The organism is Deltaproteobacteria bacterium (assembly GCA_020845775.1).
Lineage (GTDB): Bacteria > Bdellovibrionota_C > UBA2361 > SZUA-149 > JADLFC01 > JADLFC01.
The window spans coordinates 1-17,812 of record JADLFC010000092.1 but is presented as its reverse complement, the minus strand read 5'-3'; the positions used below and the strand labels follow the sequence as shown (position 1 = coordinate 17,812).

Annotated in this window: 12 protein-coding genes; 5 read left to right on the top strand and 7 right to left on the bottom strand. The window is 44.9% G+C overall.

All coding sequences use genetic code 11. The features are described from left to right. The coding region (locus IT291_05805; GenBank protein MCC6220737.1) for a PAS domain S-box protein at positions 1-1,804 on the top strand (1,804 nt) is incomplete at its 5' end. A gap of 43 nt (positions 1,805-1,847) precedes the next feature. Here the strand turns inward: IT291_05805 and IT291_05800 are convergent. The 3 genes from IT291_05800 to IT291_05790 all read right to left on the bottom strand — a co-directional run bounded on the left by IT291_05800 (position 1,848) and on the right by IT291_05790 (position 5,019). Next, positions 1,848-2,462 (bottom strand): hypothetical protein, encoded by a 615-nt coding sequence (locus tag IT291_05800; GenBank protein ID MCC6220736.1) that lies wholly within the window; start codon positions 2,460-2,462, stop codon positions 1,848-1,850. A gap of 65 nt (positions 2,463-2,527) precedes the next feature. Further along, positions 2,528-3,391 (bottom strand): CpsD/CapB family tyrosine-protein kinase, encoded by an 864-nt coding sequence (locus IT291_05795; GenBank protein ID MCC6220735.1) that lies wholly within the window; start codon positions 3,389-3,391, stop codon positions 2,528-2,530. 68 nt (positions 3,392-3,459) lie between these two features. Next, complete coding sequence (locus tag IT291_05790; GenBank protein ID MCC6220734.1) at positions 3,460-5,019, bottom strand: hypothetical protein; 1,560 nt, start codon at positions 5,017-5,019, stop codon at positions 3,460-3,462. Positions 5,020-5,260: 241 nt separating this feature from the next. On the opposite strand from IT291_05790, the gene IT291_05785 reads away from it, so the two are divergent. Genes IT291_05785 through IT291_05775 form a run of 3 tightly spaced genes read left to right on the top strand, consistent with a single transcriptional unit; the run spans position 5,261 to position 9,662 of the window. Next, a complete protein-coding gene (locus IT291_05785; protein MCC6220733.1) occupies positions 5,261-7,294 on the top strand; it encodes a tetratricopeptide repeat protein in 2,034 nt (677 codons plus the stop codon). A 30-nt stretch (positions 7,295-7,324) separates the two neighbouring features. Continuing rightward, on the top strand, positions 7,325-7,924 hold the full coding sequence (locus IT291_05780) for a polysaccharide biosynthesis/export family protein (protein MCC6220732.1): 600 nt from the start codon (positions 7,325-7,327) through the stop codon (positions 7,922-7,924). Positions 7,925-7,949: 25 nt separating this feature from the next. After that, positions 7,950-9,662 (top strand): prephenate dehydrogenase/arogenate dehydrogenase family protein, encoded by a 1,713-nt coding sequence (locus IT291_05775; GenBank protein ID MCC6220731.1) that lies wholly within the window; start codon positions 7,950-7,952, stop codon positions 9,660-9,662. A 45-nt stretch (positions 9,663-9,707) separates the two neighbouring features. Here the strand turns inward: IT291_05775 and IT291_05770 are convergent, their stop codons facing one another. The 3 genes from IT291_05770 to IT291_05760 all read right to left on the bottom strand — a co-directional run bounded on the left by IT291_05770 (position 9,708) and on the right by IT291_05760 (position 14,594). Further along, positions 9,708-12,023 (bottom strand): polysaccharide biosynthesis tyrosine autokinase, encoded by a 2,316-nt coding sequence (locus IT291_05770; protein ID MCC6220730.1) that lies wholly within the window; start codon positions 12,021-12,023, stop codon positions 9,708-9,710. 172 nt (positions 12,024-12,195) lie between these two features. Continuing rightward, complete coding sequence (locus IT291_05765; GenBank protein MCC6220729.1) at positions 12,196-13,329, bottom strand: polysaccharide biosynthesis/export family protein; 1,134 nt, start codon at positions 13,327-13,329, stop codon at positions 12,196-12,198. 119 nt (positions 13,330-13,448) lie between these two features. Further along, entirely contained in the window at positions 13,449-14,594 is a 1,146-nt protein-coding gene (locus IT291_05760) for a DegT/DnrJ/EryC1/StrS family aminotransferase (GenBank protein ID MCC6220728.1), read from the bottom strand. A 274-nt stretch (positions 14,595-14,868) separates the two neighbouring features. Between IT291_05760 and IT291_05755 the strand changes: the two genes are divergently transcribed. After that, positions 14,869-16,995 (top strand): hypothetical protein, encoded by a 2,127-nt coding sequence (locus tag IT291_05755; GenBank protein MCC6220727.1) that lies wholly within the window; start codon positions 14,869-14,871, stop codon positions 16,993-16,995. A gap of 564 nt (positions 16,996-17,559) precedes the next feature. Here the strand turns inward: IT291_05755 and IT291_05750 are convergent. Continuing rightward, positions 17,560-17,812, bottom strand: a 253-nt coding sequence (locus tag IT291_05750; GenBank protein ID MCC6220726.1) for a hypothetical protein, incomplete at its 5' end; no start/stop codon positions are given.

Genomic DNA, 17,812 nt, shown 5'->3' with positions numbered 1-17,812 from the left:
TAGCGGAAAACCCAGACTTTCCGATAGCAAGAGCACATCGACTAGTAACGGAAAGAGCGATGGAAGGACTGAAGAAGTGTATCTGGTGAACCGAGATAGAATGCTCATTGCAGGTTCAGAAGGCCTAAGTCACAGCGCTTTTCAACAAAAAATTTCTAGCTTTCCAGTCGAGCAATGTTTCATACGAGGCCGAGACGAACACGGCCAATGGAACAATTATAAAAAAACAGAAGTCGTTGGCTCATCGGCCTGTCTGATTTTTGAGGATTTTGCCTGGACGCTCGTAGTGGAGCAAAGTGTTGCAGAAGCTTTTGGTGCTCTTTCTGACGTTAGGGATCTATTCCTAAAGATAGTATCTGGGACTCTTGTGCTGGCAGTAGTCGTTGCATGGTTTTTTGCTGGTAGGTTAACACGACCAGTTTTATTATTGCAGGAAGAGGTTAAGCGTTTGGAAAAAGGCGCTCTCACCGAGCCGCGTAGTATAGAATCAAATGACGAGATCGGAGATTTGGCTCGATCTTTTAAGTCTATGGCTGTCAAACTGTTGGAAAGTCAAAAGAACTTGGCCGAGCAGGCATCTAAGACCTCAGATAGCCTTGCGGATACACAAAGAAAAAATGACGCCTTGCAAAGAGTGCAGGCTGAAATGACGGAAATTTTAAGAGAGCTAGACGGCGAAAGGGTTAAATTCAAGGATAGCGAGGAAAAGCTTAGGACTATTATTAAAACGGCGCTCGACGGGATTATTGTGATTGATGAGAAGGGTTTAATAGATACGTTTAACCCAGCTGCTGAAAAAATGTTCGGGTACTCGGCAGAAGAGATTTATGGGAAAAGCATTAACATGCTCATGACAGAGCCTCATCGCAGCGAGCATGATTCCTATATTCAAAGGTATTTGGCAACTGGAGAGGCGCATATTGTGGGGGTGAGTAACCGCGAAGTTAAAGCTGTGCGCAAAGACGGTTCGGTTTTTGATCTCGAATTAGCGGTAAACGAGATGTTTGTTGGTGGCAAACGCCTATTCGTTGGGATAGTAAACGATATCACTGCGCGCATAGAGGCTAAAGAGTTATTATTGCAGCAAAAGAAGGATGTTGAAAGTGTAAACTTGGAGCTAGATCGCTTTGTCTATACGGCGAGTCACGATTTGCGAGCACCGCTGCGTGGCATTTCCACTTTCGCGCAGTTTATCAAGGCGGATAATGAAAAGAAACTAGATGAGCGAAGCAAGGATTACTTGGATAGGATTATTAAAGGCGTTAGCCGCCTTAGTAGTCTCATAGATGACCTGCTGAAGTTGTCGCGCATTTCGAGAATTAGAAATCCATTTGAGCTAGTAGACGTGAAAGCCCTGATTAAAGGGGTTGTAGAAGGAATTGAATTGGAAATGGAAAATCATAGTGTCGAGCTAGATTTTCCGTCGCCAATTCCGCAAATAGTGGCCGATAGAATTAAGCTTGGCGAAGTTTTTTTAAACCTCATCAGTAATGCGATTAAATTTTCGTCGAAAAACAACAAGGATAAGCCTCGGGTTCAGATAGGATATGCCTCGAGAGAAGGATTTCACGAGTTTTCGATAAGAGATAACGGCATCGGTATCGACCCGGCTTATCACGAGAAAATATTTGACATATTTCAGCGTTTGCATAAGGCCGATGAATACGAGGGCACAGGAGCGGGCTTAAGTATTGTGAAGCGAATTGTAGAGGATCACGGAGGCAGCATTCGCGTTGAGTCAGAATTGGGCACGGGCACAAATATTATTTTTACTATTTCTAAGAACCTAAAGGCTGATTCCTAAGCTGCGCCTATGCGCTTATAAAGTGGTTCTGGAAAATGCAGGTTTATTGCGCTGAGGGCAGTTCGGTAGTTAAAGTTTTAAGGAGATCTTTGGCTTCCTCGTTATTTGGCTCTCTTTTTAGCACCTCCTCAAAACAGTAGTTGGCGAGTGCAGTTTGGTTTAGCTTGCTATAATCCTTTCCTAACCAAAGCCATAAATGTATTGGCTGTGGACAAATTCTCGTCAGGGCGTTTAGCTTTTGTATTCGCCTGTTTCTATTAAAAGTCGTTAACGCGTCGCTCACCATTTCATCAGTTCCAGGGCAAACTGCCGCGATTTCGTCGAGCGGAGAGGATTTCGGCTGCACACTGTCGGAGTGCTCGGAATTGGTCTGCGGACTGCCTTCGGCTCGACTTTTAGGTGCTGCGGTGGCAGTAGTCGCGCGGCGCCTTTTTCTTACTTCCAGCTGGCGCGATGCTTGGTAGGCTACTGTGTCACTAATTATGCCTACGGAAGATCCCTTTCCGGGCATGCCTCCAACTGCTAGCGGAGACACCCAGCTAGGCACACCACTGGGGAAAGCGCCACTTTGAATCAATATGCTTTGCTCCTCTATGCTCGGCACGCCCAAGCTGCAAGAGACGAAACATAACGAAAACGCAGGCAAAAGTATTGCCATACGCGAAAATTCTAAAATGCTAAATGTGCGCCACAGCATATATGAGTTGACATCAATATTTGTCGTTACCTAATTAAATGCTTTCTATTAGTGTAATAACCGTAGTCAACATACATGCGCGATGCATCGAGACCATCGTTTATTACTAATCCGAGTATCCGCGAACTTCCAATGGCATTAATTGCGTCCCTCACCACTCTTTTTGGCGTCGTCCATGCACGTACGACTAGGAGCATGCTGTCGACTATGGAGCTAATAGTGATCGGTTCTGAGCAAAGCATAGTCGGTGGGCAATCTAAGATAATGTACTGATAATGTTTTCGAAACTCGTTCAAAATAGTTGCAAGTTCAGGACGCTCGATTATTTGAGTGGGATCATTTACGGGAGTGCCCGTAGATATTACGTCCAAGCGATTAGACGCATGTTGGATAACTTCATCGCTGGTGACTTTGTTTAGGACCAAGTCGGCAAGACCGGGCCTGTCTGGGATATTGAAGAATGTATGAACTGACGGTCTCCTCAAATCGCAATCGATTAGCAAAGTTTTTCCCAAAGGGTCTATGCTTAACGCTCTTGCTAGATTCGAAGAAACGAGGCTTTTCCCTTCCTCTGGAAGTGCACTAGTTACCGCTAGGAGGCGATAACTTTGTTGTCCCAAATTGCTTCTCTCTATTTTAGCACGCAGTACTCTAAATCGCTCCGCCGTGACGAGGTTGTTAATTTCGCCGTTCCCAACTAGGATGCTACCCTCATAAAGAGGGTTGTCCTGCTTTAGCTGAGAGCGAGAGGGGGAGGGATCCTCACTGGTAGCTCTTTTGTTACTAACTAGCGCGACTGGGTCGGCGCTTTGCTGGGAAGTCAGCGGTTCTGCTGAAGGCTCAATCGAATCGTTGTTAAGGTGTAAATCTTTAACTTCTTCTGCTGACATCGCTGTTAAGTTCCGCTGTGTTACTCTATATACAAATACAAGTCTGCTATCGTTTTTTCTCTAAATAGCTAACCAATAAAATCAACAAGCGTTAGCCTAATTAATACTGCAATGCCTGCAAATAATAGGGCGGACATTAGTACGGAAAGAATCGTTTCTTTCTGTCTCTTAGATAGAGCTTGATTTGTTGGCATTGGGGGGATGACCCCAATAACCGCTAGGCCGGTTTCCTTTTCGAGCTCCTCCTTTGATTTGAACGAAAAATTAAAGAAGTAACGCAAAAGGCAAATTGCAAAGAAGCAGCTAGTCGACAAAATAACTCCTGCCACAGATATTATGAGCCGCGGTGGGCCAGCGGCAAAAATAGGTGGCTGTGGAGGGTCGATTATCTTAAATTGAGCGTGTTTTTGGCTTCTTACTAAACTATTTTGCAGCGCAGCATTGCTCTTGGCCGCCAGTAGTTTCTGATAGTTATCCTTAATGCTTTCGTAATCGCGTCTTATTTTTATTAGTTGTTGTTCCGCAATCGGCATCGCTTCAATGTCCTTTTGCAGCGCCGCGATTTGCTCTTTAAGCGCTGTGCTCTCCTTCTGCAGCGAGCTGTCTTGAACGTCTAGTTCGTTTATGCGATGTCTCACCGCTAGGGCCGAAGCGGATGATGTTGCTGGTCTTCCGCCGCGACTTCGCTTTGGCCTGCTAAACTGCTGGCGCTGCAATGCCTCAATCTGTTGCTTCGTTAAAATTATGTCTGGATGTTCGGGCGAGTATTTGCTTTCTAAGGTTGCCAGTGTCTCCTTAAGTTCCTCCAGGCTGGTGTCGCTCGCTGCACCGTCAGGGTTGTTATTGGCCGGAGCAATATGTCTATTCAGCTCGGCCAATTCGTTTTGGAGGTTAGCTCGTCTTAGAGAGTTCGCAGACAAAACCTGAGCGTTAGTTTGTAGCTGTGCCTGTAGGTTGCCTAACCTCGCAATGGCTGCGTCTAGGTGTTCGGGTAGCCTAGTAAAGTTTTCGCGAATGAACTGTTGAACCTGTTGCTCAGTGGATTCCAAAGTTTGTCTAGCCTTCCTAAGTTCGCTGTCGAGAAATTCTTCGGTTCCCTCTATTTCGTTTTTGTTTCCCAATAAGCTTTCTTCTACAAAAAGATTTGAAAGCGCCTTTATCACTTCGTAAGCTACTAAAGGGTCGCTATGTCTAAAGCTCAATTTAAATACCTGTAACAACTCAACTCCGGTAGCGGTTGTAACGGGCTGGATGCCAATGTGCGAGCGGAATTTTGCGGTAGCCAATTCGGCGCGACCTATGCCTCCTATCGTTGGATAGAGATCGAAGTTATTGAGGATTGTTTCTAATTGTGAGCGCGATAAAATATTTTGAGCAACTGACTCCAGCCTCTCTCTCATGTCCTCCTTTGAAGGAGTCTCTATAAGTTTGGAGGAAATTTTTGGCGCCTGTATGGATAGCAAAGTTCCTGCATCGTAATAGTTAGGCAGCATCAGAGAAGCCATTCCAGCTAGAGCTAGGAGAACGACACTAGGCCCAACAGCTACGTTCCAATAGCGCATTATCGCTCGACTAATTATAGTGAATATCTCAATTGGAGATTTTTCTTCGGGCTGGGAGAAATCCATATTTTTGCCGTCTTATCTTTGCCACATGGCGATTCTTGTCCTATGATCCACTGATATGCAAATATAAAAAAAAAGCATGCATTTTATCTCAAAATTTATGTATAAAAGTCAAGTAGTTTCCCGCCCATTACCCATAAATAGGTCTTTACTAAGTTGTTTGAATTATTGTTGTTGTATATTAATTTTGACGTTTTTTTGGGCCTGTAAACATGAGAGCCCAGAAGAAAAATTTAGGAGATTAGTGCAAGAATCCGAGAACTACATTTCTCAACAAAAGCTTGAGGAGGCGAGGATAGTATTGCTTTCGGCGATTGAGAGTAACCCTAGTGGTGCAGAGGCTCATTATTCTTTGGCTAAGGTATTAGCAAGACAGAGAAATTTCTTAGCCGCCGTCCAAAGTTATCGAACTACATTGGAGCTAGACCCCGCGCATCCCGAGGCGAGAGCTCAGTTAGTGTCATTGTTGCTCGCTGCTGGGCAGTACGAGCTAGTGGGGAGTGAAATCGATAAATTGGCTACTGACAACCCTGAGGATGAAAATGTTCTTTTGCTGAAAGCTACTTTGGAAAGGAAGAAGGGGAACTTGCCAGCATCAAAGGAAATTCTTGAAAAACTTTATAGCACGCATGCTAACAACATTGCCGTTTTGGCTAGCCTGGCAGATGTCTGTTTTGCTGAGGGCGATTATGAACGAGCGAAGAAACTTTTGTCGTTAGCAATCGAACGCGACCCCAAGAACGCAGTGGTAAAGATTGCCTTAGCCGATATGCACTCCCTTAAGGGTAGGTTTGACGACGCTCAGGCGCTTATCGAGGATGCCATTAAGCTAGACGAAAAGGATGCTAGCTTGCGGATGTATTTTGGCAACTTTTTTTTGCGCCGAGGGCTTGGTCACAAAGCAGTGGAGCAATACGAGAAAGTTTTAGAACTAGATCCTAGTAATATCGAAGCTCTGGATCTCGTGGTTGATTACTACATGTCTAATCGCCAGAAAGACAAATGGCTTAAGCTGGTGGACGTGGTTGTGGAAGAAGACGGAGGGCTGCAGGGTATGGTTCAGTACTTTCGGGCGCGCCGGAGCGAGCAGGAGCAGGATATAGAAGTGGCGCTTGGCCTTTATATGCAGGCACTTGAGCATTTGCCGAAGTTCTCACCGGTGTTTAGGCGAGTAGCGGAAATAGAACTATCGATGGGCAAGCGGTTTGAGGCAGTAGAGCATCTCAATCAAGCTGTTAAGATTAATTCTGCTGACGCAGGAGCGCGTTTAGCTCTGGCGCGCTTCTATCTGTCCGAAAAGGATATAGATAAGGCTTTAGAGCAACTTGACGCAATTTTACGCTATTATCCCTTTCACTTAAACGCGCACATTTTGCGCGCCGACATTTTCGTCCACCGAAAGAGGTTTGATGATGCGCGTAAGGTTTACGAGTTGCTGGTGTCCAATTTTATGGATAATCCCATCGGCTACTACAGGCTCGGCCTATTGGAGGAGCAGAGAGGGGATACCGCGGCTGCTATTAGGTGGTATAAGTTTGCAACTTTGACGGACAGGAATATTTTGCCAGTCTTAAGAAGGCTTGCGCGCCAGTTTATTATACTAAAAGGTGATGCAAGTGGCGCGATAGAGGAGATTAGAAAATTAAAACTGCACAGCACAAGCTCAAGTCCCGAATACGATTTTGTTATTGCTTCGCTAATTATGAGCAAGCAGGATGTTTCAGTTGGCGATGCCAATGAGGCGAGGAGATTGCTAGCGGATGTTATCGAAAATAGGCCCAGCTTGGTAGAAGCTTATGGCGTTTTGGCAAGTATTGATGAGCGCGAATCCGATTTAGAAAAAGCAGTTAGCAATTACCAGCTCTTGCTTAGCAAAAAGCCTGAGCATGTGGCCTCATGGATGTTGTTGGCGAAACTTTATGAAAAGTCAAAAAATTTCAGCCAAGCTGCTGAGGCGTATAGGAAAGTGTTAACACTTAATCCTCGCCATGCCGTTGCTGCTAATAATTTGTCCTGGCTAATGGTGGAAAACCTAAATGGAGACCTGAACGAAGCCTTGCGCTTGGCCCTCGTTGCAAAAGAGTTACTACCTGAGGAAGGCGCCGTTTCCGATACCCTTGCCTGGGTTTACTACAAGAGAGGGCAGGGTAGGGCTGGCTTGGCATTTGCAAAAGAGGCGGTGGAACTGGCAAAAAGCGCTGCGTATGGGGAAGACATAAATAGAGAAATATTATATCATTTGCAGACAATAGCATCTTCAGTTGGCGGCGAGGGCTAGGTCGATAACATTGATGTGAGATAGAGAGTAATGGCTAATAATTTTCTTAGATTGTGCTCATCGTTGATTCTTATACCCGTTTTCTTGACGTCTTGTGTTATCCCTCAGGGCGGAAGTCCTTTGGAGGAGCTACTAGACAATTCGGGTGAAGAGGGTGCGTATAAAATTAAGGCCAACGATGTGCTGCATGTGGAGGTGTGGGGCGAGCCAAAACTTTCTGGTGACTTGGCGGTGAGGGATGATGGCAAGGTCACGATGCAACTGATTAACGATGTCAATGTGGCAGGATTTACTGCCCCGCAAGTAGCGAAGGCGATTTCGGACAAGCTCTCGAAATTCGTTCCATCTGCATACGTGGCTGTATCGGTTGTGCAGAGTGCACCGACTCGTTATTTTTTAGTGGGCAAGTTTGCCCGACCTGGACAGTATACCAGTGCTGGTAAGATTACTCTGCTTCAGGCGATTGCTACTGGTGGTGGTTTTGCGCCCTTTGCTAACGAAAACTACGTCACTCTTATACGCAAAACGGCTGAGGGCGAGATTCGATACCATTTAGACTATAACCGCATGATCGACAATCTCGAACCCAATCCATTTATTAAGGAAGGCGACACTATAGTCGTTCGCTAGTTCTTATGTGTAATTGGATCTAAAAATGAAATCCGTTGCGTATTTGGGGCCAGCGGGAACTTTCTCTGACTTAGCACTTAAGTGTTATGTTCGTTCTGAGAGCAGTCTGCCGTGCATTTCAATCGAAGAAGTCTTTTCTCATGTTTCGGATGGTTCGGTAGAATTTGGTTTTGTCCCGATTGAGAATTTAATCGAGGGGCCTGTTACTGAGACGTTGGATTTGTTGCGCAAGTATAACGGCAAAGTCTTTATTGCCGAGGCCTACTTGTTTGATATTTGCCATGCCGTTGGGATGTTTGACGATCATAGTTTAATGCCCAACGGACTTTTTGCACCCGAACTAGTCACCGATATTTATTCCCATCAGCAGGCTTTAGGGCAGTGCTCTACTTATCTTCGAAGAAAGTTCCCCAATGCTAGATTTTGTGCGGTTGGCAGTAGCGCAGAAGCAATTAATATGGTTAGGGACCGACGTTTTTCCACGGCTGTCGTGGTAGCAGCGGCAGAAACTTTGCGGGCCAATGGATTTAAAGTCATCGCAGAAGATATCGCGGATGTTTCTCAAAATAAGACGCGCTTTGTGCTGTTAGCGCGGGGCGAAGTATGTGATGTAAACGAGCTATCGCCAATTGCAACTGACGGTGCCGCGAATCGATTTGCAATCTCAAAGTCCTACGTGACATCAATCGTAATCGATCCGGGCAAAGATAGGCAGGGCTTATTGGTGGAGATACTAAATGTCATAAGCGTGCAAAATGGGGTTAATATTATTTCAATTCACTCACGGCCCGACCTCAGAGGTGGTTTTTTGTTCTACATGGATCTCGAAGGGAGCCTTAATGATGCGGTGATAAGAAACTGTTTGGTTTGCTTGGGTGAGTATTGTCGCGAGGCCACTCTGGGGACAGTTGAATTTCGAGTGTTTGGCTCATACAAGAGCAAGGCTTTCGAGCCCCCGCCATTTTCAACCATTGGCATAATAGGAGGTGAAGGGAAAATGGGGCGGTGGTTTAGTAAGTTCTTTAGTAAGGTGGGTTTTGAGGTCATTATTTATGACCTCAAAACGTCGGTAAGCCTTGAGGAGCTGATGAGAAGAGCGGAAGTCGTTATCGTTAGTGTTCCGATGTCCGAGCTTGGCATCGTTATCGAGTCCATTGCGCCTTTAGTTAGAACAGACCATCTGTTAGTGGAAAATTTTTCTATTAAGAACAAGAGCCTCTTAGCCATCGATGGCGCTGTAGCTGACGATTGTGAGGTTTTGGGGATACATACTCTTTTTGGACCTGATGTGGAGACGATAAGTGGCCAGAATGTAATTATCACCAAGACTAGTAAATCGGGATCCAAGGCAGCTTATTTCGAAGATCTTCTTTATAAGTATGGCGCTAGAATTACGCATGCTTCAAGCGTTGAGCACGATTCGATTGTGGCGGTGACTTCTGGGCTTCTCCATTTCGTTTCCGTTTGTTATGCGCAAGTAGTGAGGGAATGTCTTGGTTCAAAATATAATCTCGACTTATTTAGCACGCCGAACTTTCGCGCAGTATTTGAGATAATTCAGAGAGTAGTTAATCAGACACCGCAGCTTCTCTCTGACATACAGATGCTAAATGACGAGATGCTTGTTACGCGCAGGCGATTTTTGCAAGCTCTTTTTAATCACCTAAGCGTAATCGAAAACGGCAACGATCGCGAGTTTTTGGAGTCCGCTAGGCTTAGCAAAGACATGCTAAGCTAGTAGCCCTTATTAAACGCGCCTTGTCGAACTACAGTCTTTTCTCTCTTACACGTTTTTTGAGTCTTCAGCGTAGTAGCCGTAATGCTCGCGGCGGTAATAGTAATAGTCGCCGCGCCGCAGATCCACGTCGTTAAGCACGATTCCCAATATTCGAGATTTTACCTGTCGAAGCTTTGCCATAGCTCTAGTTACAACTTGGGAAGTAGTCTCATGCCCTCTAACTACTACGACTACTCCATCGACGAAAGGAGATAGCGATACAGCGTCTGTTACGGGAAGGACTGGGGGAGCGTCTACTAGAATGTAATCATATTCTTGTGCCAGCTTTTCGAGCAAGGCGTCCATCTTAGCCGAACCGAGCAGCTCTGACGGATTAGGCGGTATGGCCCCAGACGTCATAACGAAAAGCTTTTCCACCGAAGTGCTGCAAACCACCTCTCCTAGGTCTTTTATCCCCGTCAAATATTCAACTAGACCATTACTGGACTTATCCATGTTAAAGGATTTGTAAACTGATGGGCGCCGCAGGTCGGCATCGATTAGCAACGTTCGATAAGAGGATTGGGCGAGCGTAATAGCTAAATTGCTGATGAGAGTAGTTTTTCCTTCTGCCTTTTGGGCGCTAGTGACCATTATGACTTTTGGCGGATTATCGGCCGATGAGAGCAATATCGACGTTCTGATTGCCCTAAAGGCTTCGCTCGCCAAAGACCAAGGTGAGCTGATAGTTACTAGCGACTGGTTGGCGTTCTCGCTCTTTTCTCCGCTATTGACAACAGTGAGATCTTTAGTACCTGTTTTTTGTGTGGCCGAAAGGCTTTGACCCCCCAGAAGATTTGCGCTTGGGTCAAAGTAGCTACCCTTTCTAAGGCGTCCATTCTCATATCCAAGCGAAAACATGGGAACTACGCCAAGCGTCGGCGCCGCAAAAATTTTCTCGGCTTGTTCCGGCGTTCTTATAGTATTGTCCAAAGCTTCTATGCCCAAAGCTAAGCCAACGCCAAAAAGTGGGCCAAAAAACATTGCTAGCAGCATAATATTCAGGCGCTTTGGAAAAGATGCTTTTTGTGGCACTGCTGCGTAGTCTGCAATGGAAATATTGCTGCCAGTGCTCTGGGCGCTTACTTGTGCTTCCTTAAGTTGAATCAAGACTGCTTGGTGCAGATCGCGAAGAGAGGAGTATTCGCGTTTCATTATGTTATAATGCACCTGCTTTCGAGATAACTCGAAGGCCTTGCTCTTTTGAATTTCCAACTGTTGGTTAAGTTCATCTTCAATTTTTTTGTCGGACTCGTACTTTACTTTTAGACCTCTAATTGCCTCGTCTCGTTGCTTTGTGAGGCTTCCTTTTAAGGAGTTTATTCGCGCTTGAAGCTGCTGCATCTTGGGATATTCTGGCTTAAACTTTTCTCCTAGCAATGCATATTCGCCCTCGGCCGCCTTTAAATCTACTCTTAATCGCTGTATGGTTTCGTCGTCATAGGCTGTCGAGTCGTTTGCGTTTCCAGCCTCTGCTTCTTTAAATCGCGACTCTGACTCAATGCGTCTAGCTGTCGCTTGGGTTAAAAGCTCATTTAATTCCCCCATGCGGTTTGTAACGATATTTTCATTTTCGTTAAGAGAAACAATGGCATTTTCTTCAGCATAAGCCGACATGTTCTGCTCGAGTTGAGCAACCTTGCCGGCGAGCTCATCTGCTTGTTCTTTCAAAAAGGCTTGATTGTCCAAAGTATCCCTTTGCCTCTGCGAACGCGCCAGCTCTATAAATGCAGTGACGTGGGCATTGGCTATTTTGGCCGAAAATTCGGGGTTCTCCGTAGTGACAGATATTTCGACAAGAGATGTTCTGCGCACAGGAGCTATTTCGACCAATGCCTTGTATTTTTGTAACAGCTTAACCGGATAGTTATAATGCTCGTCGGTATTTTCGTTCTCTTCTTTTGCCTTGGAGTGAAAGAGGTTAATAAAAGGCTCTATGATGCTGAGATGAAAATTATCGCGTTCTAGATATTCAATCAGTTCCTTGCTAATTTCGCTCTCGGAAAGAACTCTGTTCGCCAGTGTGAGTCCCGATAGGATGTTTACTTGAGTGTTTAGATAGTCCGTTTCCTGTGTTTGTTGTCTAAGAGAATCCTCCACACTTGCCTGTGGCAAAAGTGGCGCGTAGGTGCCTATTTTAATGCTGGCGACCCCGGTATATCTAGGAGTGGCGAGGATACAGTAGATTAGCGACAATAGAATGATAACGGCGGAAACCAGTCCAACTAACCAACGATATTTCACTAATAGCTGAAAATAGCTTGCAAGCGAGTTTTCTTCATCTTCGTAGACTTCTGGCCTCGCTGCGTTGGTTGCGCTCATGCTTTGGTAATACTGCACGGCCTCTAATATGTGTTGAGGCAATGCCCCTGTCTGTGGTGTTAGCTCCTGTGATAATTTCCTGCTCGAATACCCCAAATTGCCTCCGTAATAGCTAAGGTTAAGTATCTGTAATTGATGAAGAACCCACTAGCGACGCAGTGAAAAAACTGGCCTATATTGGGCTTGCGCTTACTCCAAAACTAAAGAGTCTGTTAATTCCCTCGAAGAGTTGCCTAACTGCGAAACGACCACTATGGCTTGGAACTCTAATGACATCTCCATCGCGTAGGCGGACGTCTTTTTCTTCGCCTATCGCTAACTTTTCTGCATCGATGGTCAATGCCACTTTCTTGCCAGGTTCGATTTCGCGGATAACTTCCACTTCAGCTACCTTGCTTGAGTATGTAAAGCCGCCAGCAGCAGCAATGGCGCTTAAGAGCGTCATGCGCGAGGACAGTGGATAGGAACCGGGTTTCTCAACTTCGCCATCCACTTCAACTGTTCCAGCTTCTGGCACTACGATGGTGTCTCCCGCTACCAAGGGAATGACTATTGGCGGCGTGTTTGCATTGCCAGCAAGATCGTCGAAATAAACTTCGATGCCATGGCTCTCTGCGTTTGGGCCTTTCATTTGTGCACGGGCGCCAGGCTGTGTGGCCTCTTGCGAGGCGTTATCCACTGGATCGCTTTCATTGTTTGATTTTAGAGATGGAACTAGCAGCACCCGTCCGCTAGCTTTTTCTGTTCGTCCGCCAGCTTCAGAGAGTATATTCATAAGTGAGTTGTTGTCGTGCCTTAGGTGATAGGTGCCAGGCTTATTGACTGCACCAATTACAGAAACATCGTTAGCCACATATTCCGCAATAAAGACGTTAACTTGTGGTGCGTGAATAAAACGGGATAGTCTTTTTTCAATCTTTCCCTTCACGGAAGCTTCTGTTAGTCCACTAACTTTAATTGAGCCAACTAGCGGGAGAGAAACAAATCCAGAAGGCCTGACTCGAACCGTTGTGTCGTTAAACTCCTCGACATCAAATACGTTAAATTCAAGCAGGTCTCCAGGGCCAATTCTATAATTGCTTTGCGCCTGGGATCCGACATGCGTTGTTCGTTCAGCGACTATGGATTTTAACCTTTCCTCTTGCTCGCGTTCGAATTTGAGAAAAGCCTCGTCGCCCGACAGTTTTGCGATTTGCGTATCGCTACTGCTAGAAATTGAACTTCTAGCTGGTGTGTAGCGCAGACAGGCGCTTGTAAGCAGGAGAAAAAATGTAAGGATGAAAAAAGATAGCTTTCGTAAGATCATAAACTCTCAATTTTGCAGATCGCGGCTTGCTTGGAGACTCATTGCTCCACCCGCATGCCTGTTAAAAAAACAAGTTAAGTCAATATAGCGCACTGAGAATCTCTGGCAAATTGAAAGATTTAGTGCTTTGCAAAAAATTCTCCCATTTTCTCTACCACGTAATCTTGCTGTTCTGTCGACAGCTCAGGGAAAATGGGAAGCGCCAGACTGTGCCGAGCGGCGTATTCGCTATTGGGAAACAGGCCTTTCTCGTTTTCCAGAAACGAGAAACAAGGCTGAAGATGAAATGGAAGTGGGTAATAAACCGCAGTTCCGATGTTGTTGTTGGCGAGAAATTGGCGAAGCTCATCGCGCTTTTCGTTAACGGAAATTACATACTGGTTATATATGTGGTGATCGCGCGGACAATTTAAATAGGGACGCGATATGTTTTTGTTGGCAGCTAAATGCTCGTCGTAATAAGCAGCGTTTTGTTGACGTTTTTTATGCCAATACTCTAGGTGTGGCAGTTTAACAAGAAGTGCAGCCGCTTGGATTGTGTCGATGCGAAAATTCCCGCCAATCATGGAGTGGTAATATTGGCTTTCTGCGCCATGTACTCGCAGTTTTTTAAGTTTTTCTGCAAGATTATCATCAGCCGTAACTATCATTCCTGCATCGCCGATGCCTCCTAAATTTTTGCTTGGGAAAAACGAAAAGCACCCCATTAAGCCAATTGTGCCGGCTTTTTTTGTAGCGTTGTCTATCGCGCATATTGTTCCAATTGCTTGCGCAGCATCTTCAATAATCGGTATGTTGTATTCTTTAGCTATATTAACGACTGAAGGCATGTCGGCGCTCTGGCCAAATAAATGCACCGGAATGATGCCCTTAACGCGTGCCAGGTCTTGGCCTAGAGAGTGCAAAGTATTTTTTAAAGATTGTGGATTAATATTGTAGGTGTCTAAGTCAATATCCACAAAAATTGGGCGAGCACCAACGCGACTAATTACGCCAGCGGTTGCAAAAAAAGAATAATCCGTCGTGACAACGAAGTCTCCAGGCCCTATGTCTAATGCCATTAGCGCTAATAGTAGCGCATCTGTTCCTGATGAAACACCTATGCAATGTCGGATATTCAGGTATTGAGAAATTTGCTTTTCAAGCTCTGCAACTTCGGTCCCAAGTATAAAATCTCCGCGATGAATCACTGCGGATAATGCATGTATTAGCTCGCCTTCTAAGGATTTAAGTTGTGCTGGAACGTCGAGTAATGGGATTTTCATACTGTAATGTTATTTCATATGGTGCTTTCGTTCAAATGGGTTTTACAGACGAATATACTGTTCCCAAAAGGTAACTTAAATATTTTACTTTTTGAAAGCGCTATAAATGGAATAGCTGTTAGATTTTGTTAAATCAAGTTGTTGTAAATGGTATAAACAGCAAGTGCGTAAGCACTTGCCAATAAACAACAAATACCGTTTCCAAAAAGTAAAATATTTAACTTACTTTTTGGAAACGGTATAATTACTTGGCTTATCGCGGAACTTTGTGGGCATGAGTGCTAGAGCTGGCATAAAAATTTCTGTCGTCTTTATACTGCTGTTGCTTTTACATCTATTTTCCGAGGCTATTTACCATCCATATGTTGGCTTTAGTGTTTTAACCTGGGGCGAGGGTGGTCTAGATTGCGACGTGCAAGGCGATAAGGCAGGGCTACTAGCGACTTATGACGCTGTCGGGACGTTTCAGCAAGAAAGTCAAAGAATAGCTAGGTGCGTCAGCAACGAGTTTAAGGCAATTTCAAATGATTTTGAAATTGAGGTGAAGCTTGCGGACCGAATAACGCCGCAGGTTTTTGACGGCATTTCTCTGGAGGTTCAATCTAATCGATTGAGGTTTTTAAGGGCTGTGAATTTGGCGGATCCTAGCGCTGTTACTTCTGTCGATGGGTGGAAAAAGTTTAGAGTTTCGCTTCCCGAAAAGTTTGCTGGGGAGATGTTTACCATAAAGATTATTGATTCAAGCCTGCCTAACTCGATTTTAGTTCGCAATCGGATTAATTTTTATAAAAACGCCTTAGGTATCGACCTCGCTGAGAGTGCTGTACTTCGCGGCGCTATCCTAGCTATCGTTGTAGTAATGCTAGTCGTCCTCTTAATATCGCTTCGCCAGTTCTATTTTACCTGTCGCTTCAGATTTTTTGGTTTTTTAATTTTTTTCTTTGTCGCGTCCGTATTAGTCCAGATGCGCCCGTCTGTTTATTTTTACTGGGACGAGTGGCATTTTATGGAGCGATTGTCTCAACTTGGAATTAAGGGTGCGGTATATAGCCATAACGAGCACTTTCTTCCATTGTTTTTTCTATACTACTATTTTCAAACACGGCTTTTTAGCGATAGTTATCTCCTTTACATTATCTGCGGATTGTTAATTCATGCGCTAAATGCCGTTTTGCTGCTTCTATTATTAAGCCGAATTAATTTGTTGTCTAAACCGTTCGTGAATGTGCGAGCGGCTAGATTGTTATCATTATTATTCCTAATAAGTGGTTTGCATGTCGAGGTCTTGCAGTGGGCATTTGAGCAATCGATTCTCCTTTTTATCTGTGTGTCTTTAGTTTCAATGCTTGCAGCGCTTGAATTTGCGGATAGCGGTAAATTTAGGAACTTAATTGCGCTTGGTTTAAGTGGCTTGCTTGCTCCTATGCTTTTTGGGGCCGGTTTTATTATTCCATTTCAAATCGCCTTTGTTTGTTCGTTAAGTGGTGGAGCCTCGAAACAGCGGTTGGTTCGCATTGTTGCGGCAGTTGTCGTTTGCGCAGTAGGTAGTGGTTTTGCCGGGGTTGCTTACTATCTCAATAAGGAGGGAGCCGGGCATGGAATTGGCGATGCGAATATGTTCGGCGATCCGATGGCAGTGCTAAAATACATTTTTGTTGCAACTCAGTTAGGAACTGTTCTTAGAGGATTGGGGCTGTTTCCAACGCTTGAACGCCAAGCTCCGCAAAAGCTGTTTGAAATCCTGTCGATTCGCACTGACGCGCTCAGTCCAGAAGTTTTTATTGCGTATTTTGGTTTAGCAGTTAGTGTGGCGTTGCTCGTTGTTTGCGCGATTGAGAAGGAAGGGCGTTTTGACAGGATTAGGTTATGGGTAATGGGTCAACTGTTAATGTGTTCTCAGTTGTTGCTACCGGCTCTTGGGCGTTGGCAGTTTGGTTTAGTCCAGAGCCTCTATCTTCGATATCAATACGGCGCATTGATAGGACTTTTTGTAGCGTTACTTCCTGCCGTCTCCTATTTGCTCTCCTGGGTTCAATGTGGAGGAGCGCTGGAAGGGGATAGAAAGACAGCAAGGGTTCCAAGTAATCTTGTTAGAAATGCTTTGCATATAGTGCTAGTGTTTGTTATGAGCACAAATGTATATATAGGTTTGCAGTGTTGTAACGTTTTCGTTGGCGCGCAATCTGATAACCTGACGAGTCGTGGCAAAGCAAATAGGAGTTTCGCGTTTCAGCTTGTTGAGTGGAACGCGCTATTGAGCAGCGAAGGAATATCTAGTGAAAGCTCGTATGAGGGCAAGGGTAGTTCTTTAGCTGGAAATCAGCCGACAATGCCCGAAGTCTTGACGCCGCAGCGCCACCCAAACCATATATTCCAAGTGCTTAAGTGGTTAAATAACTAGGGCGTTATGCTTCTAAATATTAAGTGATTCTGGTAAATTATTAAATTTTTTTTGAAGAAATGTGCGAACTAGTGTTACACTTATAAACATAGTGTGCATAAAACAATAGATGGGCGGTAGGTAGCGCGTGTTTAGTTGTGGTTTTTGTTTTGCTAGGTTGTTTTGGTTTGCAGAGATTGTGGGGGTGTGGATTATTGGCATGGCAGTGGCAGCTTAGAAGGCTTTAGATATGCAGCAAGTTAGAACAAGGCGAAAGAGAAGACGAAGACCAACAATTACACCGCGATTTGGCCCAACCTCTATAGCGCTTGAGCTTGGACTTATTAGACTCGCTCTAAATGAAGAGTCAAAGGACAAGTCTTCTAAGGAATAGATTTTAGTTCGGCTCGAGCCCTCAAACAGCGAATACGTTGAGAATAGTCTATCGGCGAATAGATTATGGGAGAGTTGTCTTGTCTGGAGAAATAATAAACTTAGGGAAAGGTGTTCTGATGCGAGCCACTCTCTGCTTGGGGCAGAGTTATGCTTACTTGTCGCATCTCGAAACGAACTAGCGCATACCAATCAATGCCGAACTTTAAAATAGCCCGCATAGGAGTAATTCGGCAAACGCCCCTTAGGATCCCACAACTCGCCATCAATCCCCCACAATTTATGCCATTTACAAAAAGGATTTTTGTAAATGGTATAAACAGCAAGTGCGTAAGCACTTGCCAATAAACAACAAATGCCGTTTCCAAAAAGTAAAATATTTAACTTACTTTTTGGAAACGGTATAGAATAACCAGGCGGCAAGGTGCTAGCCGCATCGATAGCG